The organism is Paenibacillus sp. SAFN-054, assembly GCF_051966755.1.
Taxonomy (GTDB): domain Bacteria; phylum Bacillota; class Bacilli; order Paenibacillales; family Paenibacillaceae; genus Paenibacillus_AQ.
In genome coordinates this window covers 1,612,971-1,635,608 of record NZ_JBQCKS010000001.1, presented here as the reverse complement: position 1 = coordinate 1,635,608, position 22,638 = coordinate 1,612,971, and the positions used below count along the sequence as shown (strand labels likewise).

Sequence of the window (22,638 nt, the reverse complement as noted above, 5' to 3'; positions counted from 1 at the left end):
AAAACCGATATCCGATCCTTATATATAAGAAGCCCGCCAAGCCTACGTACCTCATAATGCTAGGTTTTCTCAGGTAAACGAACGGGAATCAACGGGTATCTCGTTTCAAATGAAAGCGCTACAATGGGGTTGTGATGGCGCCTGCGCTTTGCACTGGTTCGTATAAAATCTACACAGCTGCGGTTTTGACGCTCAAAATTATCGAATCGGACCATATCGAAGGAGGCGAGTGCAATGACCGGTAAGAAAACGGAGATGAAGGGTGCGGTCGGCGGGCCGATTCTTCAGGCAAGCGGGATCAGACGGATTTTTGGCAGGGGGAATACAGCCGTTACCGCGCTGGAAAATATCCATCTGAACATTCCGCCAGGAATGATTGTGGCTCTGCGAGGGCGCTCGGGTTCCGGAAAGACCACGCTTTTGAACATCCTCAGCGCATTAGACGATCCGACGGAGGGACAGGTGTATTTCAAAGGGAGGGAAATGACCGGATTATCCAGCTCCGTACGCAGCCAGATCCGGCGCAAGGAGATCGGTCTCGTGTTCCAGTCGTATGGCTTGATTCCGCTGATGTCGGCTTACGAGAATGTTGAATTCGGACTGCGTATCGCGGGACTGAAGGGGAAACGGGAGGTGGTGGAGCAAGCGCTTGACCGCGTCGGCATGCGGGAGCGGATGAAGCATCGGCCGTCCGAACTGTCGGGAGGCGAGCAGCAGCGCGTAGCCATTGCCCGCGCCATCGTGCACCAGCCTGAGCTGTTGATTGCGGATGAGCCGACCGCCGAACTGGACAGCAAGATGGGGCTGCAGGTCGTCCGCATTTTTCGCGAGCTGGTGAAGGAATCGGGTATGACGGTCATTCTCACGACGCATGACCCCGGGATGATGGAGCTTGTTGATCACGTTATCGCATTGGAGGATGGAAATATTGTATCGCAGACAACGAACGAATCTCCCCTTATCTAAAAGAAACGGGCGCCTGCGGCGAATAGCCGCGCTGCTGGCAGCGCTGATGCTGCTCCCGGGCTGTTCGCTGCTTCCGGTCGAACCGGAAGCGCTGCAGCCGCCTTTGGTCGAGCCGGCCAAAGAACAATTTAACCTCGTGCAGGCCAGCCGCGGGAAGATTCAGACCTTCCTGAAAGGGACAGCTTATTTTGTGTCGGCCCAATCCGAAGCGCTGTCCTTCAAGGAGATGGGCGGAAGGCTCAAATCGATTCCGGTGACGGTGGGCCAGGAGGTGAAGGCGGGCGATTTGCTGGCCGAGCTGGAGACGGGCGACCTCGATTTTCAGGTGCGTCTGCAGCAGCTGAATGTAGAGCGCGCGCAGCTGCTGTACAACCAGACACGCGATGCAGGTGCCGGCGCCGTCGACCTGCGGCTCAAGGAAATCGACCTGGAGCGCGAGCGGATGTCGCTGCAGGAGATGAAGGCCCGGCTTGGCCAATCGCACTTGTACGCTCCCGTCTCGGGAACGGTGACGTTCGTCGAGAAGCTGAATGCGGGAGACAATGTGAACACTTACCAAGCAATCGTTACCGTCTCTGACCCCTCCAAAGTACAGCTGACCTATGTTGCGGCAGACAGCAAGGATCTGAACCCCGTCAAAGCTGGCATGCCTGTCGGCCTCAAATATAAAGGCAAGGACTATAAGGGGAAGGTCCTTCAGGCCCCTTCGGATTTGCCGGCAGCCGCAGACAGTTCGAAAGCCGAGAAGAACGGGGTAACGATCTTCATGAGTATGGACAACGCTCCGGGAGACGTCAAGGTCGGCGACAGCGCCGAGCTGACGATCGAGCTTCAGAAGCGGGATAACGCCGTTATTGTGCCCCGCTCTGCAGTCCGCTCCTACATGGGGCGATCCTATGTCCAGATCGCCGAAGGAGAACGCCGCAAGGAGATTGACATCGAGATCGGATTGACGACGCCGACGGAAGTCGAGATCGTCAAAGGACTTGAGGAAGGTCAGAAGGTCATTCTGAGCAATTAACCAAAGAGCTACAGCCCGGACCGACCCGGGCATGAGGGATGAGGTGTATGTATTGGCTTTGTGGACGATGATCCTGCGCAAGATGGCCAACAACAAGTGGCTGCAGCTGAATTTGTGGATCGGCCTTACCGTATGCGTGGCCCTGTTCAGCTCCATGCCGCTCTATTCGCAGGCCATTTTGCAGCGGACATTACAGAAGGAGCTGCAGTCCGTGCAGACCGGGAACGGCGTGTATCCGGGCTTTCTCCGGATAAGCACGACAGTCTCGGCATCATCCATGGACGCAAAGACGAAGGAGGCTATCGAAAGCGCCGACCGGTTCGTGAAGACGATTCCGGAGCGCATGGGGCTGGAAGCAATGTCTTTCTATCAGCAGCGGTTCACGCAGAAGATGAAAGTATACGGCGCCGATGCTTCGGCCCAAGAGAAGCAATCGCAAAAGACGTTAGGAAGCTTGATGTCGCTGTCTGATCTGGAGAAACGGGTCCGGCTGATCGAGGGGCGGATGCCTGCGGATCGTTCGGACGGGATCATCGAGGCGCTGGTCACGCAGAAGTTCCAGCTGGCGACCAAGCGGAAGCTTGGCGAGGAACTGACCTTAGAGCCGCAGGAGGACGGGAAGACCCGCTTTCGGGTCATCCCGGTCGGCATCGCAGAGACGAATCCGGAGGCGGACCGGTATTTGCCGTTTCTGACCACGGAGAACGAGGACGGATTCCTGATCCCATTCCAGCAGTTCGAGCGCGAATTTACGCAGGGCGGCAAAGCCAGGGTCTCCAGCATGGAATGGCGGCTCGCTCTCAGTTACGAACAGCTGTCGCTGGGCAAGGTCGATGCGTTCACCCAGGCGGACCGGGAGGTCCGGCGTTATTTCAAAGGCAAGCTGGGGGTAGCCGAAATCAAAATTCCGGCGAGCCCGACCATCGCATCGTACCAGGGCAAACAGGAGAAGCTCGATACGGTGACGCTTTCGCTGTATACCCCTGTCATGCTGATGCTTGCATTCTACTTATATATGACCGCCAATCTGATCATTGACAGGCAAAAGACGGAAATCTCCGTGCTCCGCAGCCGGGGAGCAAGCCGGCTGCAGATTATGGCTGCCTACCTGCTGGAGAGCCTGCTGCTCGGATTGAGCGCGCTGGCCGCCGGGCCTTTTCTCGGCGTATGGTTCACCAAACTGCTTGGCGCTTCCAATGGGTTTCTGGAGTTCGTGCAGCGCTCCGCGCTGAAGGTTAGCATGACGAGCAGCGCCTATCAAGTGGCTGCAGCCGCTGTGGCGGGAGCGATCATCCTGATCCTCATTCCGGCCTTCCTCGCAACGCGGGTCAGCATCGTAAGCCACAAGCAGCAGACGGCGCGCCTCACCCGGCTGTCGATCTGGCACAGGACAGGTTTGGATCTTGTTCTCGTCTGCCTGGCAGCTTACCTGCTGTACAATTTCAACCAGCGCCAGGAAGATCTGCGGAGGCTTGCATTGGGATCTGCCGACCTGCAGGTCGATCCTCTCTTGTTCCTGACCCCGGCTCTTTTCGCGCTTGGAGGCGGCCTGCTGGTGCTGCGGGTATACCCCTGGTTCGTCCGGCTCGTTTATTGGCTGGGGCGGAACGGGTGGCCGCCTGCGCTGTATCATACGCTCGTTCAGATCAGCCGCTCGTCCGGGCAGTATTTGACCATTCAGGTGTTCCTGATCATGACGGTGGCGACGGGCCTGTTCAGCGCGAACGCGGCCAGAACCATCAACGACAATATGGACAGCAAGGTTCGGTATGCCGTCGGCACGGACATTGCGCTGACGACGAAGTGGGAAAGCGATGCGCCTCCACCCGTATCCCCGGGGGCGGGAGGGCAGCCTCCGGCTGAGCCGGCAACGACAACCGTGCAGAAACGGGTTCAGTATACGGAGCCGCCCTTCGAGCCCTTTGAGGAGATGGACGGCGTGCAAGCGACAGCAAAGTTGTTCAAGAAGCAGGAGGCCAGGTTCAGTGCCGTCGGCAATGAAAAGTCCGGCAAAACGGCTCTCTTTGGCATCGACACAAAGGATTTTGGCAGTACTGCTTGGATGAAGGAGGGGCTGCTGCAGTATCCGATCAACAGCTACCTGAATCTGATTGCCCCGAATCCGGAGGCCGTGCTCATTTCGAGGTCGCTCGCAGAGGATGCCAAGCTGAAGCCCGGCGATCCGATCCGGGTTTACTGGGACAGCCTGGACGGGGCGACGTTCACGGTGTACGGCATCATCGATTATTGGCCCAGCTGGAGCCCGCTGCCGTCCGATCAGGGAAGCGGAAAACCCGAGCAGCCGCATCTCGTTATCGGACATCTGGGCACGATTCAGAACAGGCTGGCCGTCGAGCCGTATGAAGTATGGCTGAAGCTGGCGGAAGACACGGACAGCGAACAAATCTACGGGCAGCTGCAGGAGAAGAAGCTGCAGCTGGCGAGCCTGCGGGACGCGACCCAGGAGTTGGTTCAATCCAGGAATGATCCGTTCCGATTGGCGATGAACGGCGTGATGACGCTCGGTTTTTCCATTTCGATGCTGGTCAGCTTCATCGGGTTCCTGCTGTTCTGGGTGCTGACTTTATCCGGCCGGACACTTCAATACGGGGTCCTGCGGGCCATGGGCATCTCTTTCCCCCAAATGATCGGCATGCTCGTCAGTGAACAGCTGCTCACGTCGGGGGCTGCGGTCCTCATCGGTGTGGTCATCGGCAACGTCACGAGCATGAAATTCGTGCCGCTGTTCGAAATGTCGTTTGCGTCCAAAGAACAAGTCCCTCCATTTACGATTACATATCAGCTCAGCGATTATTTGCAGCTGTACGGTATTATCGGTTTCACGCTGGCGACCGGGCTGCTCATTCTGGGGTACCGGCTGACACGAATCCGCATTGCGCAGGCGCTGAAGCTCGGGGAGGAATAGCTTATGATTCAATGCGAGGGGCTCGTCAAAATCTATAAAACGGCGGATTTGGAAGTCGTGGCCCTTCAGGGCCTGGACCTTCAGGTGGAGAACGGTGAATTCATGGCGATCATCGGCAATTCCGGCAGCGGCAAATCGACGCTGCTCAACATGCTGGGCGGTCTCGACAAACCATCGGCCGGCAAGCTGTTCGTAGACGGCAAGGACCTGCTCGCGTTCAGCGAGCGCGACCTGGTGCAATATAAAAGGGAGTCGGTCGGGTTCGTCTGGCAAAATAACGCGCGCAACCTGATTCCCTATTTGACCGCGATCGAAAATGTCGAGCTGCCGATTCTCCTGCGGGGCCGAAGACGCCGGGCCCGCGCCCTCGAGCTCCTGGAAGCGGTCGGCCTGAGCCACAGGGTGAAGAACAAGCTCAGCGAATTGTCCGGCGGTGAGCAGCAGCGGGTGGCTATCGCCATCGCGCTGGCGAATGAGCCGCGGCTGCTGCTGGCCGATGAGCCAACCGGATCGCTTGATACAGGCACGTCGAATCAGGTTCTCGATTTGTTCCGCTCGTTGAACCGGGCGATTGGCATCACGATTGTGATCGTGACCCATGATCCGGAGCTGGCCCGCAAGGTGGACCGGGTTGTTCAAATCCGCGACGGCAAGACTTCCGCCGAGATGATCCGCAGGATCTCTTATTCTGATGTGTTGACGGAAATGGATGCCGACAACGCCCGGACGGAAGGCGAGAGCCATATCGAGTATGCAGTGCTCGACAAGGCTGGCCGGCTGCAAATTCCTGCCGGTTACCTGGGAACGGGGAACTTCAAGGACAGCAACAAAGTGCGTGTCGAACTTGAAGACGGGCGTATCATTCTGTACCCGGCAAACGAAAGGGAGACGGTCTGAACTCGATATGACCCTCGGATCCAGTCTGTTTATAAGAGGCAAGCCACAACTGGGTGGTAAAGCGATCCATTAAGTGACCATGGAACGCCGTTATGAGGCGTTTTAATGGAATAGATGACATGAGGAGAGGTGGATTCATGAAGGAACATCGAATCAAACGTACCGCACTGCTGTTGCTCGCACTCATTCTCGTATTGGCCCCTTTATCGCTCGGCACACGGCCGGGGCTGGCCCGTGCTGAGCAGGAGTCGCCCGGTCTGCAATCCCTAGACCGCGTGGAAACAGCCGGGAAGGGCGATGCGGCTGCAAGTGTTCCGGCAAGCATCTCAAAAGATTTCGAGGATGGGACGCTTCAAGGCTGGTACGGGCGGGGCGGCAGCGAAATCCTGACGGTTTCCCCGATTGCGGCCCATACGGGTTCTTACGGCATGCAGGTCACCGGCAGAACCCAGGGCTGGAACGGCCCGCAGCTCGACGTAACGCCAATCATGGAAAAGGGAAAGACGTACCAGTTATCCGCCTGGATCAAGCTGCCGGCCGGAACGCCTAGCTCGCCGGTATCGATAGTGGTCCAGCGCACGACGGATGGAGCCAATGCCTATGAGCTCGTCAAAACAGTTCAGGCGAGCGACAGCGGATGGGTCAAGCTCAGCGGAGAATATACCTTACAACAGCCGATTGAAGGCCTGGCGGTTTATATCGAATCCTTCGATGTTCCGACACTTGATTATTACGTGGACGATGTCGTGATGGAGCGAGCTCCGGATCCGGTTCCGATCGAGATTCAGAAGGACATTCCGAGCCTGAAGGACGTGTTTGCCGGCCAATTCAAGCTGGGGACGGCTGTGCTGGTCAATGAAATCCAGAATCCGAACAGCCCTGATGCGGAGCTGGTCCGGAAACATTTCGACAGTCTGACGGCCGGCAACGAGCTGAAGTGGGACGCTACGGAGCCCACGGAGGGCCAATTCAATTTTACGGCAGCTGATAAAATTGTAAACTTTGCTACGGATAACGGGATCGCCATGCGGGGCCACACGCTCATCTGGCATTCCCAGACGCCGAAATGGGTGTTTTACGACAGCAGCGGCAACCTTGCCAGCAAGGAGCTTCTCTATGCGCGGATGAAGAAGCATATTGATACCGTCGCAGGACGCTACAAAGGGAAAATTTATGCCTGGGACGTCGTGAACGAGGTCATTGAGCCCGGCGATCAGAAGCCGGGGGGCCTCCGCAACAGCTTGTGGTATCAAATTGCAGGTGAGGAATTTATTGAAAAGGCATTCATTTATGCACATGAGACCGTTCCGGACGCCAAGCTGTTCATCAACGATTACAACACGAATGATCCCGTGAAAAGGCAGTTTCTGCATGATCTGATTCAGCGTTTGAAGGCCAAGGGGATTCCGGTTGACGGCGTCGGCCACCAGACGCATATCGGGATCGAATATCCCCGGGTGCAGGAATTAGACGATATGATTCAGGCGTTCCGGGATCTTGACATCGATCAGCAAATCACCGAACTGGACATGAGCATCTATACGAATGACACGGAGGCCTATGAGGCGTTCCCAACCGAGCTGCAAATCAAGCAGGCCAACCGTTACAGGGAGATCTTCGACGTATTCAGGAAGCATTCGGATCAGCTCAGCGCTGTCATATTCTGGGGCAAGGATGACCTGAACACCTGGCTGCGCACGTTCCCGGTCGTTCGCAACAATTGGCCGCTGCTGTTCGACGAACGGCTGCAGGCCAAATACGCATACTGGGCGCTCGTCGATCCGGAGAAGGTTCCGGTTGAAACGAAACGCACGAAAGCCTTGGAGGCCGGTGTGAAGATTGACGGTCAGGCGGAAGCGGTATGGAATGTGGCGCAGGCGGTACCGATCCAGACTGGCGGCAAAGCGGCAGCCACATATAAGACATTATGGGACGCAGGACATCTGTATCTATGGGTCGATGTCGATGATGCCACAGTCAACGGCAATGATTCCGTCGAAGTGTACATTGACGGCAATAACGGCAAGACGAGTGCATATGAAGCGGACGACAAAAAGTATACGTTTCGGCGAAGCGGCGCGAATCCGCATAAACCGGCCGAGTATAACGTGGTGAAAATGGAGAAGGGATACCGGATCGAAGCCGCGATCCCGGTCGACGGTACGCAAACCGGTAAGGAAATCGGCTTTGACGTCCGCATTCGCGACCGGTCCGGTTCAGCGGAAGAGCTGGCGTCCTGGAACGATATTCATCACAGGCAGGATACAGATACGTCCGGGTTTGGCGTATTGACGATGGTGGAAGGTCCGCGAACCGCCAAAGCTGTAAAAGGAACGGCGGTCATCGACGGAAACATCGATGACATATGGAACAAAGCCGAGCAGATCGTAACCGATCGCTGGGTCAGCGGATCCTCGGGCTCAACAGCCAAAGTTCGGACGCTCTGGGACGATCACCGTCTGTACGTGCTGGCCGAGGTGACCGACTCTCTGGTGACCAAGCGGAGCGCCAATTCGTGGGAGCAGGATTCGGTTGAAATCTTCGTCGATCAGAACAACGCACGAGCCTCTTCTTATGACAGCGACGACGGTCAGTATCGTGTGAACTTCGATAACGAGCCGTCGGTTAACCCTGGGTCGCTAGGCGCCAATTTGACATCCGCCGCGAAGCGGACCCCGACCGGCTACATCATTGAGGCCGCTGTCGATTGGGTCGGAACACCTCCTAAGGCGGGCAGCCTTATCGGATTTGATGTGCAGGTTAATAATGACGGAAATGACGACGGGGTTCGTGACAGCGTGGCGATCTGGAATGATACGTCCGATAGAACGTGGCAAAACCTGTCTAACATCGGACTGTTAACATTGGAATAACCCCAGCGAGTGGGTGGACGAATAAAGGCCGCTCCCGGATAAACAACCGGGAAGCGGCCTTTAAATGCGGTCTGTCTTCATTTTTATGCCGTAATGTTGATCCCCTTCCTGTAGTTGTTAGCGCTTACACCAGTGTACGTTTTAAATTTCTTGTAGAACCAATCCATCTCCGTGTATCCGACCTCGTTTGCGATTTCATATACCTTCATATCCGTATTCTCCAACAGGAATTTAGCCTTCTCCATGCGCTGCTGAAGCAAATATTCCTTAAATGTCATCTTCTCTTGGTCCTTGAATTTCTGTCCGAGATAAGAATAGTTAAAGTGAAAAATATGGGAGATTTCCTTCAGTGTGATGTTCTGATGCAACGCTTCCGCCACATACCCCTTCACCTTGTCGATAATGCCGGACGAGGAGACCGCGGCAGCTTGCTGAATCGCCTCGACTCCCGGTAATAATTCTTCCTCGGAAACCGATACTGCGTCCAGCTCCCGCTTCACGTTCTCCAGGCTCGCCGTAAGCTCCTCGGGCAATACGGGATCAGGCAGATAGTCTTTCACCTGATAATATAGAGCCTTACGCGCAAGCTGAAATTCGTTGCGTCCCCCTACCAGAACGATCGGGATACGGCTTTTCTCCCGGATGCGGCCGCATAGCTGAAGTCCTTCTTCCTCAGAGGCTCTCATGTTGATCAGCACCAGCTGGTGGTCCTGGGAGGAGAGCATCGACACCGCCTCAGCAGCAGCAGCGGCATGGCATTCCAATTCAAATTTCGCTTGTCTGTCCTGCATACAATCCATCCATTCCTTCGCATGATGATCAGGATCAACAATCAGCACCTTATACACGATATTCCCCCCTGTTTCTTTCTCGTTGAAATCGTTGGCTTTGGCGACAGTTGCTTCCCTTTCATTATGAAAAAGAACCCGATGCGCAAACAATGTGCTTTTCTTTATATTGCTAACCGTTGTTTACTTATTGGCTTTTAGCTATGTAAGGGGTTACAAGCGATCTATATTTTGACGGGTAGATTACCTAATTTACCACAGGTTGTTGCCCTTTCTATGTAAGCGCTACACTTTGAGTGTAATTCGGATTCATATCATTTTAACGGGGGGATTTGAGGAATGCGTATTCGACACATGATGGTGCTGCTCTGTTCGCTGACACTTATGCTTTCGGCCTGCAGCGGCGGCGGTTCCAAAAGCGGGCCAAGTACCGGAACGACGACAGAGACGAAGACGAGCAACGAAACGGCAGCAACCGATACGGAGCAGAAGGGAACAGGGAAAGACACGGAGCAAACGTTCAAAACACCTGACATGGATTTCGACATGGGCGGCCGAACGATCAAGGTCGTATCGTGGTGGGATATGACGATTCCGGAGGATAACCCAGATAACATCCAGCGCAAAAAAAATCTGGAGGAACTGGAGAAGAAGCATAATTTCAAAATGGAATACGTCGCGATTGATTACGGCGAATACCAGCAAAAAGTGACCGCTTCTCTGCTGGCCGGCGAGCCGCTGGGCGACATCGTCAGACTGGGCAAAAACTATACGATTCCAACACTGGTAAAACAGGACCTGCTCGCACCCGTCGATGAGTACACGAAGAATCCGGTAGCCTTTAACCAAAACGTGACCGGCCAATTCATGCAGTATAACGGAAGGGGGTACGGATTCACGGAAAACCAGGCCAATCTGGTTCAAGGCGTTTTTTACAACCGGACACTCATGAGCAAGCTGGGCTTGAAGTCTCTTCAAGACTATGTCAATGAAGACAGCTGGAACTGGGATACGTTCCTGCAAGTGGCCAAAGAAGCCAATAAGGATACGAATAACGACGGAAAGTTGGATTCCTGGGGGCTGGCCAATCCGTCACCGCTTGAGTTTGCGCTCGCTTCCAACGAAACGAGCTTGACGAAGGAGAACAAACAAAACCTGGAAGATCCCAAAACGATCGAAGCGCTTAATTTTATCTCCAAGATCGCGACCGAAAAAGTGGCCAGACCAACGGAAGGCGGGGATTGGACCGAGCCGGGGCAATTTTTCCGTCAGGGGAATGTGCTGATGTATACCGGAGCCCTTCATGAGCTTAGCGGCATCAAGAAAGATATGCCGGATGCGGATATCGGATTCGTTCCGTTCCCTAAAGGCCCGAGCGCAAGCACGTACCATTCTTTCGAAGGCCTTTATCAATCTTTGTTCATCCCTAAGTCTGCAAAGGACCCGGATAAGCTGCTGTATATTTGGGAGAAAATCAATGACATCGATTCGATGTATGACTATCCGGACCAAGCCTCCTATGAAACCCTGTTCACGGACGAAAATGACATAAACAATGCGAAGGAGGTCGCCACAAATTTGGCTGTCCTCGATCATGGCACGTTCCCGAATCTGAAGTTCTATGATTTCCTCGGTGAGATTGTCGGCGGAACCTCGGTGTCTACTGTCGTGGAGAAATATAAGGCTCCTTTCCAGGCAGCCATTGATGAGGTTTACGGTTCGAAATAATGCTCATTTGTTCAAGCGACAGTCCCCATTAGAACCTTTCTAATCGGGACTGTTATTGAAATGACAAGTCTTTTGTGCTTCAGGAGGGAGAAGAGTGATCAACCGAAAGAAGAGCTACATTGCTGTCCTGCTCGTCCTTGCCATATTCGCGTCCGTTTGGGTCTTCTACCCTTCGGGATCTTCCGATGTCCGAAGCGTTCAAGCGATGGCCGATTTTGCGGCCGTTACGGGATCAGGTGACGATGACGGCGGCTACGATGTGTATTTACAATCCCATTCGGCTGCAAAGCGTCCGGATCGGGTCATTCGGATCGAAGGCGAGAGCTTTTCCGAATCTCAAGGACCGGGATTCAAAGTTGTCCACCCGTCAGGAGAAAACGCCGTCCACACGCCGGAATCGGGGTCCATCACCTGGACAGTCCCTATTGAAGACCCGGGTCTCTACAATATGAGAATCCGATATTTTCCCGTCGAAGGAAAAAGCTCTGCGATTGAGCGAGAGGTTAGGATTAATCAACAGCTTCCCTTTAAAGGAGCCGACCTGGTAACGTTTGATCGGGTTTGGGGCAACCGGGATGACAAGATCGGGCGCGATGACAGAGGCAACGATCTGCGACCAAGCCAGATCGAGAAGCCGACATGGCAGATCGAATCCGTCACCGACCGAAACGGTTATTATGATGAACCCTATGCTTTCTATTTTGACAAAGGCCATCAAAGCATATCTCTGACGGCTTTGCGTGAGCCTATGGCCATCGATTATATCGAGCTGTACCAGGAAGATGCGTTAAAGACGTATGCAGAAGTGAAGAGCGATTATTCAGCCGAAGGGCTGCAGCCGGTCAAAGACCAATACATTGTGATTCAGGCAGAGGATGCGGTGTATAAATCTTCTCCAACACTGTATCCGCTTTCAGACCGGTCGAGCCCGACGGTTATTCCATACGATGTGTCCAAAATTCGGATCAACACGATCGGAGGGCTGAACTGGAAGCTGCCGGGACAGTGGATCGAGTGGGAATTCGAAGCGCCGGAGGACGGCTTGTATCAAATCGCTGTAAAAGAGAAGCAAAACCAGCTGCGCGGCGTCTTCGCCACGCGAAGCCTGGCAATTGACGGGAAAGTACCATTTAAGGAAATGAAGCGGATTCCTTTTGAATTCAGCAGGGATTGGAGCATGTATGTATTGGAGGGAGAGGAACCGTATTTGTTCCACTTGACGAAAGGCAAGCATCGGCTTCGTATGTCGGTTACCCTTGGCGAGTTGGCCCCACTAATACAGACGATCGAGTCCAGCGTACTGCAGCTGAACGAAATGTACCGCAACATTCTGATGATTACGTCCAATAAGCCTGACCCGTACCGTGATTATCAATTGGAGAAGCGGATTCCGGAAATGGTGGAGGTATTCCATAAGCAGGCTGACACGATTCAAAGCGTGGCCGATTATCTGGAACAAGCGACAGGTGAACAGAGCGATAAAGTCGCCATTTTGCACACGATGGTCAAGCAGCTCCAAGATATGGCCAAACGGCCGGATACGGTTGCAAATCGTCTGGAGGCATTCAAAACCAATGTCGGAGCCCTGGGGACCTGGATTCTGACCGTTCGTGAACAGCCTCTGACGCTGGATTATCTGGTCGTTTCCTCACCGGATCATAAGCTCCCGAGAGCGGATGCTACGTTGCTGCAGGTGGTGAAGCATGAAGCAGGCTCGCTCACCGCTTCTTATACCGAGGATTACGACAGCATCGGCAATACCGCCAAGCAGAAGCGATCAACAACGGTCTGGATTACAACGGGGCGGGATCAGGCGCAGGTACTCAAAAATCTGATCGATGACTCGTTTACTCCGGCATCGAACATTTCGGTCAATCTGAAGCTCGTGCCCGCCAACATTCTTCTCCCTGCGACGCTCGCCGGGGAAGGGCCGGACGTGGCCATGCAGATCGGCGAAGACGTGCCCGTAAACTATGCCATGCGGGGGGCTGCCGCAGACCTGTCGACGTTTGCCGATTATAACGCTGTGGCATCCCGCTTCCGGGCCAGCGGATTGGTTCCATACGAATATGACGGGGGCGTCTACGCACTGCCGGAGCAGCAGTCGTTCCCGATGCTCTTTTACCGCAAGGATATCCTGAAGGAGCTGGGCCTGGAGCCGCCTCAAACATGGCAGGATATATATAACATGATTTCGGTTCTGCAGAAGCATAATATGGAGTTTTATCTGCCGATCGAGGCTGCCAACGCAAGCCTGGTGCCGAACCCGACATTCTCCATGATGCTATATCAAAATGGTGGAGAGTTCTATCGCGACGGCGGGCGAAAAAGCGCATTGGATTCGGAAATTTCCATGGATGCTTTCAAGAAATGGACGCAGTTCTATACGAGCTATAAATTTCCGCTGCTGGCCGACTTTCCGAACCGGTTCCGGACAGGGGAAATGCCGATCGGCATTGCGGATTATACGACATACAACATGCTGACTGTCTTGGCACCGGAAATCAAGGGTTTATGGGAATTTACCATGGTGCCCGGCACGGAGAACAACGGAACGATCCATCATGAGGTAGCCAGTCACACAACCGGCGTAATGATGCTCAAGGGTGCACGGGATCAGGAGGCGGCATGGGAATTTATGAAATGGTGGACGGATAAGGACACCCAAATTGCGTACGGACGCGAGATGGAAGGACTTATGGGCGAAGCAGCTCGTTATCCGACTGCCAACGTTGAGGCACTTGAAGAGCTGCCCTGGCCGGTCAAGGACTATCGCAGTTTGGAGAATCAGTGGAAATGGGTTAAGGGAATTCCGCAGGTTCCCGGAGGTTATTTTACCGGCAGGCACCTGGACAACGCATTCCGTAAAGTGGTGAATGCCAGCCAGAATCCACGCGAGGCTTTGTCGGATTACCTCTTGTACATCAATGACGAAATTGCGGTCAAGCGAAATGAATTCAATTTACCTTAACAGTGAGGGGGGCATTGGATGCAAGCGGAAACAACCAGCAAGGCCGCCGTTTCGAACCTCGCGCAGCCGAAAAAGCAATCGCGGATCGTGGACACATGGAGAGAACTGAAAAAAAACAAGCATTATTACATCTTAATGAGCCCATACATGCTGATCTTTTTTGCCTTTACCGTGGTTCCGGTCGTCTTTTCGATCGTTCTCAGCTTTTTTTATTTTAATATGCTGGAATTCCCTCGGTTTGTCGGGTGGCAGAATTACTCCAGATTATTCCTGAATGACGACGTCTTTATGATCGCTTTGAAAAACACGCTGCTGTTCGCGGTCATTTGCGGACCGATCAGCTATCTGGCCTGCTTTCTTTTTGCATGGATTATCAATGAGCTATTCCCGAAGGTCCGTGCGGTCATGACGCTTGTTTTCTATGCGCCGTCGATTTCCGGCAACGTCTTTGTGATTTGGCTCATTATTTTTTCAGGCGACCGATACGGCTATTTGAACGGTTTCTTAATCAAATACGGTTTTATGCTGGAGCCGATCCAATGGCTGACGAACGAGAAATATATATTGCCGATCATCATGGTCGTCCAGCTGTGGCTCAGCTTGGGAACGAGCTTTCTGGCATTCATTGCCGGACTGCAGACGATCGACAAATCCCTGATCGAAGCCGGGGCAATCGACGGCATACGCAACCGCTGGCAGGAGCTGTGGTTCATTACGCTTCCTTCCATGAGACCGCAGCTGATGTTCGGGGCGGTCATGCAGATTACCAGCTCGTTTGCGGTAGCCGATATTTCAGTGGCGCTCGCCGGATTTCCGAGCGTTAACTACGCCGGGCATACGATCGTCACTCATTTGATGGATTATGGCACGATTCGTTTCGAAATGGGTTATGCGTCCGCCATTGCAACGGTACTGTTCGCCATGATGCTCGGTGCCAACAAAGTGACGCAGCGATTGCTCAGAAAGGTAGGGGAGTGATTTGGTTACGAGAATGATGGGCTCCTTACGCATGCCGCGCAGGTTGAACCGCTCTTTTACTGTCAGCTTCGCGCTGTTCGCTTTTCTGGCCGTTTTCGGCGCGTTCATGGCGCTGCCCTTGATCTATGCCGTTAATAATGCTTTTAAACCGCTGAATGAACTATTCCTGTTTCCGCCGCGTTTCTTCGTGAACAATCCGACGATGGACAACTTTTACGATCTGGTGGCCTTGATGGGGAATTCCTGGGTTCCGCTGTCCCGGTATATTGTGAACACGCTCGTGATTACTATCGTCGGAACCGTCGGGCATATTCTGCTCTCGTCGGCCGCGGCTTACCCGCTGGCGAAATACCGTTTTCCCGGGTCCAGGATTCTGTTCTCGATCGTGGTCATGTCCCTGATGTTCTCAGGTCATGTCACCGCCATTCCCAACTATATGGTGATGTCCTGGCTGGGCTGGATCAATACGCACGCATCGATTATCGTTCCGTCGCTTGCGTTCCCGTTAGGGTTATTCCTGATGAAGCAGTTCATGGAACAAATTCCGGATGCCCTGATGGAAGCGGCCAAAATCGACGGAGCGAACGAATACCGGATTTATTGGACGATTGTCATGCCCAATGTGAAGCCTGCATGGTTAACGCTGATGATTTTGCAATTTCCGATGCTCTGGGGTTCCGACGGGGGAAACTTCATATACAGTGAGAACCTGAAGACGCTGCATTACGCCTTGGGCCAAATTACCGCGGGAGGAATTGCCCGTGCCGGGGTGGGTGCCGCCGTCGCACTTATTTTGATGGTCGTGCCGATTACACTCTTTATCATTTCGCAGAGCAACGTCCTTCAGACGATGGCGACCTCTGGAATGAAAGAATAGAGGGGAGACTAGCACGATGCGAAAGAGCATACCGAAAGTAGTAAAAATGTACCTTCTGGTGGCTGCCCTCTGCTGCCTGCTGGGGACGAGTATAGGCGTAAATGCGGCTCACGCGGAAGGCAGCGCCTCCTACAACTATTCCTTCTGGAATGACACCACCCCGGCCCCTGCCGCCTATGAGCCTGTGTTATTGCTGAACGGCGCGCAGCTTGGCGTCGGGCCCTTTAAAAACCCGAGCGACATTCATGTGACGGCTGATAAGCAGATCTATGTACTCGATTCCGGCAACAACCGCATCGTTGTCCTCGATGAGCAGTGGAAGCCGGTTGAAGTGATAGACTCCTTTGACCGTGGGGGGAAGAAGGATACGTTCAATAACCCGCAGGGGATCTTCGTGACCGATCGGAAAGAGCTGTTTGTCGCCGATACGGGCAATAAACGGGTCGTGCATCTGGATCCGGATTTGAGGATGGCAGGGGTGCTTGAAGCGCCCAAGTCGGACCTGCTGCAGGCCAATTTTGACTTCCAGCCGGTACGGGTGGTTGTCGACAAGGCCCAGCGGATCTACGTCATGTCGACCGGCGTATTCGACGGTTTCATGGAATTCAATCCGGACGGGGCGTTTACCTCGTTCATCGGCGCCAACCGGGTGACCGTCGATCCGGTGGAGCTGTTCTGGAAAAGGATGTCCACGAAGGCGCAGCGGAGCCAGATGGTGATGTTTACGCCTACCGAATTCACCAACCTGGATATGGATGACGAGGGCTTCATTTATGCAACGAGCGGTGACTACTCGAATAACCCGATCAAAAAATTGAACGCTCAAGGCAACGACATCCTGCGGCGTACGGGATATTTCAGCCTGGTGGGGGATACCCGGTATTCAAGTGACATCGGTCCTTCAAGGCTTATCGATATCGACGTCACGGACAGTGAAATGTACTCCGTCCTCGATTCCAAGCGGGGCAGGATCTTCACTTACAGCGGAGATGGTCATCTTTTGTATATATTCGGCGGCCTTGGCAATCAAATGGGCCAATTCAACAGCCCTGCGGCGATTGACCGGATCGGTGACGATTTTATTGTGCTGGATAAGGCATTCGGAGAAATTACGGTATTTCAGACCACCTCGTACGGCCGCCTGCTGAACGAAGCGGTACGGAGCTACTACAGCGGTGATGAAGAGAAGGCGTTTGATCTCTATCAGCAGGTGATCAATAAGAATGCGAACCTGGAATTTGCTTACTCCGGCGTAGGGAAGGCTCTTCTTCGGAAAGGGGACTATAAGAGGGCAATGCATTATTTCAAGGAGAGCTACGATCATGCCAATTATTCAAAGGCCTACTTGCTTTACCGCAAGCAGGTGCTCAGAGAATACTTTCCCTCTGTGATGACGGGCTTGATCGTGCTGATCGCAGGACTTCTGCTCTTCAAAAAGCTCCGCAAGCGAATGAAGAGACAAGGAGGTGTGACGATTGAATCGTGAGCATGTAAAATACCCGCTTTATCTTATAGTTCATCCCTTTAACGCATACTGGGATCTGAAATACGAACGAAACAAGCGTCATACCTTGATTGCTTCGCTGATCATTTTATTTTTGCTGATCCTAACGAATGTCCTGAGCAACCAGTACAGCGGCTTTCTGGTCAACCTGACCAATCCGGATGATATGAACAGCCTGATGGAAGTCGTGTACATGGTTATCCCGGTCTTGTTTTGGTGCGTAGCCAACTGGTCGCTGACGACATTAATGGACGGCGAAGGGAAGTTCGTCGAAATTTTTACTTCGACCTGTTTTGCTCTCGTTCCCATGATGATCATCAACTTTCCTTGGATCTGGCTCAGCAACGTCATATCACTGCAGGAGACGGCATTTTATTACTTCTGCAACAGTGCTGCCGTCTTGTGGTCGGCGTATCTGTTGTTCGTCGGCAACATGACCGTGCACCAATATTCGCCGTCGAAGACGATCGGAACGATCCTGCTGACCGTCGTGGCGATGGGATTCATGGCTTTTATCTGCCTGTTGTTCTTCGGATTGATTCAGCAGATGATCTCGTTCGTGCATGTGATCTATCAGGAAATCATGCTCCGATACTAACGAAAGGAGGAGAAAACATGCATAAAGCCAGAAATGTTCTGTGGCTCCCGGTGCTGCTCGCGGGGATCACACTGGCCGGCTGTGCCGGTTCAAACGCGGTGAGTTCCGGTGCGAACGATGCCCCGGCGGCCGTCGAATTTACCAAAGGACAGCCCTTGAAAGCTGCCTTTACCGACACCCGGGCAGCAGGCATGAAAGGCGCAGCCGAAAATGAACAGCTGCGGTTGTTCGTGGATGAGAAGACGGGCGCTATCGCCGTCATCAATAAGCTAACGGGCGAGATATGGTACAGCAACCCGCCGGAACAAGACACGGACCCGCTCGCCTCCGGGGTGAACAAGGCCAACCTGTCGTCCCAGCTCAAGATCGATTATTATAACAATTTCGGTCAGTTGAATTCCATCAATACCTTCACGGATAGTGTCTCTCATAAGCAGATCAAGTTCGAACCGATATCAAACGGGGTCAGAGTAACGTACCAGTTCGGTACGGCTGTGAAATCGGCAGCCGATCTGCCGATGATGCTCAGCAGCGAGCGGGTCGAAGCGATGCTCGGCAAGCTGGACAAAACAGGTCAGCGGGCTTTGAAGATCGCCTATAAAGAAGATCCGGATAAAAAAGTATATGTGCGTAACGACAGCGCTTTAAACGGGCTTCAGCTTGATCGTGCCTTCAAGGCATTCGATGACGCCGGATATACCGAAGAGGACCTGGCAAAGGACATGGAGGAGCTCCACTTCACGCAGGAGAAGCCGGAAGCGCGGATTTTTCTGGCGTCGATCGAATATACCCTGGATGGCAGCAGCCTGGTCGCCAAAATTCCCGCATCCGGCCTTCAATATCCGAGTGCGTACCCGATCGGTAGTATTTCGTTCCTAAGCTTTTTTGGCGCCGGCAGTTCCAAGGAGCAGGGGGCGCTCTTCGTTCCTGACGGCTCAGGCGCGCTCATTCATTTCAACAACGGGAAAAAGCAGTATCCCGCCTATCAGCAACCGGTATACGGTGAAGACTTGACGATGAAGACGACGGAGGATGCGAAGACCGAACAAACGGTCCGATTGCCGGTATTCGGGATCATCCGCGAAAACGGCGCGATGCTCGGCATTATCGAGGAAGGCGCACCGGCTGCAGCCATCCATGCCGATATCAGCGGCAAACTGAACAGTTATAACTACGTATATCCCAGCTTCAATGTCATAAACAAAGGAGATGTGACGCTGCAGGCGAATGGGCAAGAACGCACGCTGCCAAGGTTCCAGGAACAAGCGATGAAAACGGATTTTACGGTCAGGTATGCATTCCTGGACAAAAAGGAGGCAACTTACCAAGGGCTGGCCCGCTACTACCAGCATTATCTGGAGCAGCGTGGCGGGCTTACCCAGCATAATCCGGACGCACGATCGACGGATACCCCGTTCTATCTGCAGCTGGTTGGCGGCATCGCCAAAGAGAAGCATATCGCAGGCATCCCTTACCGGACGATTGAGCCTCTGACGACGTTCGAGCAATCGAAGGACATCATCAGCCAAATGAAGAACCTGAACATTTCTAACATTAAATTAAAATATTCAGGCTGGTTCAATGGCGGAATGAATCATGAGGTTCCGGACGGCATTTCGGTCGACAAGGCGGTCGGCGGCAGCCAAGGATTGCGGGGCCTCATATCATTTGCGCAGGAGCAAGGGGTATCTTTCTATCCTGATGCTGCAATCCTGACCGCGAAGACGGGCAAGAGATTCAATGAGAACGCCAATGCTGCGAGAACATTGAGGGGGATACCTGCAGCGCTATACCCGCTGGATCAGGCAATCAACCGGAGGGACCGGAATAAGCCGCCATCTTACGTTGTATCCCCTCGGCTTGCCGTATCCTATACCGAATCGCTGCTGAAGGGCTTGCAAGGATACCAGACGGGCGGTATTTCTCTCCGGGATCTCGCTGATCAGCTCAACAGTGATTACCGCAAACATCATCAGCTGGATCGTGCCGAATCCGAGAAACTGTCCGTCCAAGCGCTGGGGAGCTTCCCGAAAGAGAACCTGAAGGTCATGGCGGATGGAGGCAACGCTTACGCACTTCCGTTTTTGTCTGATATTACGAATGCGCCGATGTCCGGCAGTCAATTTAAGATAGAAGATGAGTCGATCCCGTTTTATCAAATGGTCGTCCGGGGATATGTCGATTACACGGGAAGCCCGTTCAACCTGTCTAATTATACGGACGAACGGCAGTACATCCTGAAATGTCTCGAGTATGGATCAGGCGTGTACTTCGAATGGATCCACGAGCCGAATGACAAAGTGAAGGAAACGGAATATAACGACTTGTATGCCGTCTACTACGAGCAGTGGATCGATCAGGCCGCCGACATGTACCGCGAGGTGAACAGCGTGCTGAAGAATGTCCAAAACGAGCCGATCTCAGGACATGAAAAGCTTGGCGAGGGCGTGTTCAAAACCGTGTACGGAAATGGCGTCTACGTCATTGTGAATTATAACCGCTCGGATGTGACGGTGGGCGGCCAGACGGTGAAAGCTGAGAGCTATTTGACAGGTGGTGAGCATTCTTGAAGTCTATACTAAAATTCAACATGAAGCGGCGTACGTACGCGGAACAGAAGGCACTCTGGGGCTTTATCTATATTCTGCCCTGGCTGCTGGGCTTCCTCCTGTTTTTTCTGATACCCCTGATCTCGTCCTTGAGGTACAGCCTCAGCTCCATTGAGGCCAACGCGAGCGGTATGAAAATCAGCTTTATCGGCATTTCCAATTATGTGGAAGCTCTTACGGTCAATACAAGCTTTAACCGTTCGCTGACGACTTCGATCGTAAACATGGTCATCAACGTACCGCTCATCGTGATCTTCAGCCTTTTTCTGGCGGTGCTGCTGAATCAGAGATTTGTTGGCAGAGCTCTTGCCAGATCGATCTTTTTCCTTCCCGTCATCCTGGCCTCCGGTGTTATCGCCAATTTAGAAACGACCAGTCTGGTTCAAGCCATTAATGAGCAGAATGCAGGCGGTGCCGTGAGCGGCCTTGGAACCAGCGAGCTGACGCGTATCATGATGAATTCCGGCGTCAGTGAAAATATCGTGACGTATCTGACCAGCGCTGTGGACCGCATCTACCAGATTGTCAGCCAGTCGGGCGTGCAGATTTTGATCTTTCTGGCGGGGATCCAATCGGTATCCCCTCAGCTGTACGAGGCTTCCAAAATCGAAGGAGCGACAGGTTACGAAGCGTTCTGGAAAATCACGCTTCCCATGGTCAGCCCGCTCATTCTGGTCAACGTGATTTATACGATCATTGACTCTTTCTCCCGGAGCGAAATGACGACGCTGATCAAGGAGACGGGTTTCACAAATTTTAATTTTGGCTTGAGTTCTGCAATGGCCTGGATCTATTTCCTGGCGATCATGGTGATTTTGCTGATTATTACATGGATCATTTCCAAGAGGATTTTCTATCAAGAGTAGAAGGAGCGTGAGAGCGTTGATCATCGCCCGTTTGTCGTCGCTCGAAACATGGAAGCGCTGGTTATGGACCATCGTGCGGCTGGTCCTGATGGCAGGACTGTCGTTTGTGATTCTGTATCCGATTCTTCAAAAAATCTCGACGGCCATCAAGGACAAAAGCGATCTGTATTCACCCATCGTCGTTTTTATACCGGAGCACTATTCGCTGGACAATTTCAAAAAAGCCATCTCCATCATGGATTATTGGCCTACGCTGTTCAATACGTTTACGTTATCAGCAGTGACCACGATCCTCACGGCCGTGTCCTGCGCTTTTGCAGGCTACGCCTTTGCACGGCTTAAATTCAAAGGCAGCAATGTGCTCTTTGGAGGTGTCATCCTGACTATATTGGTGCCGCCAACGACCATACTGATACCGATCTACATGAATTTAAAGGATTTCAGCCTGATGGGGCTGATTCCGCTCCTGACCGGTAAATCGGTGAACCTGCTGGATTCCTATTGGCCGTTCATTCTGACCTCGGTCACCGCAAACTCGCTGAAGGCGGGGCTGTACATTTTTATTTTCAGGCAGTTCTTCCGGGGAATACCCAAAGAGGTAGAGGAAGCGGCTTATATCGATGGAGCGGGTGTGAGTAAAACGTTTCTGCGCATCATGCTGCCCAATGCCGTTCCGGCCATCGTAACCGTGCTGTTGTTTTCGTTCGTATGGCAGTGGAACGACAGCTTCTTCACGACAACGTATTTGACCTCCAGCAAGGTGATGTCTACGCAGCTGGCGTCGCTGCCGCACAATCTCTCCATCATGCTCGAAGGCGGGGTGGCGACCAACAAGGATCCGTTCTATATGAGCATGGTCCAGGATACCGGCATACTGCTGGCGATTCTGCCGCTGATCATTATCTATTTGTTCGTGCAGCGTTACTTTGTGGAAAGCATCGAACGTACCGGCATCGTAGGGTAACGCTCAGTACATTAAAGGCGCCTTTCGGAACTAACCTGCAACGGGCTGGTGCCTGAAAGGCGTTTCTGTATG

General features: G+C 53.2%; 15 protein-coding genes. 14 read left to right on the top strand and 1 reads right to left on the bottom strand.

Translation table 11 applies throughout. The features are described 5' to 3' along the window. Window positions 1-234 precede the first annotated feature (234 nt). The 5 genes from ACTHPM_RS07560 (at window position 235) to ACTHPM_RS07540 (ending at window position 8,683) form a co-directional block, all read left to right on the top strand. Window positions 235-966, top strand: coding sequence for an ABC transporter ATP-binding protein (locus ACTHPM_RS07560; RefSeq protein ID WP_440394578.1), 732 nt, complete (start codon window positions 235-237; stop codon window positions 964-966). Beyond that, complete coding sequence (locus ACTHPM_RS07555) at window positions 929-1,987, top strand: efflux RND transporter periplasmic adaptor subunit (RefSeq protein WP_440394577.1); 1,059 nt, start codon at window positions 929-931, stop codon at window positions 1,985-1,987. The genes ACTHPM_RS07560 and ACTHPM_RS07555 overlap by 38 nt, the downstream gene beginning before the upstream one ends. A 31-nt stretch (window positions 1,988-2,018) precedes the next feature. Then, entirely contained in the window at window positions 2,019-4,913 is a 2,895-nt protein-coding gene (locus ACTHPM_RS07550; RefSeq protein WP_440421484.1) for an ABC transporter permease, read from the top strand. A 3-nt stretch (window positions 4,914-4,916) separates the two neighbouring features. Further along, window positions 4,917-5,810, top strand: coding sequence for an ABC transporter ATP-binding protein (locus ACTHPM_RS07545; RefSeq protein ID WP_440394575.1), 894 nt, complete (start codon window positions 4,917-4,919; stop codon window positions 5,808-5,810). Between the two features lie 137 nt (window positions 5,811-5,947). Further along, window positions 5,948-8,683, top strand: coding sequence for an endo-1,4-beta-xylanase (locus ACTHPM_RS07540; protein WP_440394574.1), 2,736 nt, complete (start codon window positions 5,948-5,950; stop codon window positions 8,681-8,683). Window positions 8,684-8,766: 83 nt separating this feature from the next. On the opposite strand, the gene ACTHPM_RS07535 is transcribed toward ACTHPM_RS07540, so the two are convergent. After that, window positions 8,767-9,531, bottom strand: a complete 765-nt coding sequence (locus ACTHPM_RS07535; protein WP_440394573.1) for a helix-turn-helix domain-containing protein — start codon at window positions 9,529-9,531, stop codon at window positions 8,767-8,769. 279 nt (window positions 9,532-9,810) lie between these two features. On the opposite strand from ACTHPM_RS07535, the gene ACTHPM_RS07530 reads away from it, so the two are divergent. The 9 genes from ACTHPM_RS07530 (at window position 9,811) to ACTHPM_RS07490 (ending at window position 22,566) form a co-directional block, all read left to right on the top strand. Continuing rightward, on the top strand, window positions 9,811-11,199 hold the full coding sequence (locus ACTHPM_RS07530) for an ABC transporter substrate-binding protein (protein WP_440394572.1): 1,389 nt from the start codon (window positions 9,811-9,813) through the stop codon (window positions 11,197-11,199). A gap of 94 nt (window positions 11,200-11,293) precedes the next feature. Further along, window positions 11,294-14,170, top strand: coding sequence for an extracellular solute-binding protein (locus ACTHPM_RS07525; protein ID WP_440394571.1), 2,877 nt, complete (start codon window positions 11,294-11,296; stop codon window positions 14,168-14,170). An 18-nt stretch (window positions 14,171-14,188) separates the two neighbouring features. After that, the gene (locus ACTHPM_RS07520) at window positions 14,189-15,148 is read left to right on the top strand and encodes a carbohydrate ABC transporter permease (protein ID WP_440394570.1); all 960 of its coding nucleotides are present in this window, start codon (window positions 14,189-14,191) and stop codon (window positions 15,146-15,148) included. Window positions 15,149-15,161: 13 nt separating this feature from the next. Further along, the gene (locus ACTHPM_RS07515) at window positions 15,162-16,025 is read left to right on the top strand and encodes a carbohydrate ABC transporter permease (RefSeq protein ID WP_440394569.1); all 864 of its coding nucleotides are present in this window, start codon (window positions 15,162-15,164) and stop codon (window positions 16,023-16,025) included. A gap of 16 nt (window positions 16,026-16,041) precedes the next feature. Beyond that, window positions 16,042-17,511 (top strand): hypothetical protein, encoded by a 1,470-nt coding sequence (locus ACTHPM_RS07510; protein WP_440394568.1) that lies wholly within the window; start codon window positions 16,042-16,044, stop codon window positions 17,509-17,511. Beyond that, window positions 17,501-18,127, top strand: a complete 627-nt coding sequence (locus ACTHPM_RS07505) for a Yip1 family protein (protein ID WP_440394567.1) — start codon at window positions 17,501-17,503, stop codon at window positions 18,125-18,127. Before ACTHPM_RS07510 ends, ACTHPM_RS07505 begins: the two co-directional genes overlap by 11 nt. A 17-nt stretch (window positions 18,128-18,144) precedes the next feature. Continuing rightward, complete coding sequence (locus tag ACTHPM_RS07500; RefSeq protein ID WP_440394566.1) at window positions 18,145-20,697, top strand: DUF5696 domain-containing protein; 2,553 nt, start codon at window positions 18,145-18,147, stop codon at window positions 20,695-20,697. After that, window positions 20,694-21,602, top strand: a complete 909-nt coding sequence (locus tag ACTHPM_RS07495; protein WP_440394565.1) for a carbohydrate ABC transporter permease — start codon at window positions 20,694-20,696, stop codon at window positions 21,600-21,602. Before ACTHPM_RS07500 ends, ACTHPM_RS07495 begins: the two co-directional genes overlap by 4 nt. Window positions 21,603-21,618: 16 nt before the next feature. Continuing rightward, window positions 21,619-22,566: a carbohydrate ABC transporter permease gene (locus ACTHPM_RS07490; RefSeq protein ID WP_440394564.1), complete on the top strand. Its 948-nt coding sequence runs from the start codon at window positions 21,619-21,621 to the stop codon at window positions 22,564-22,566. Window positions 22,567-22,638: the final 72 nt, after the last annotated feature.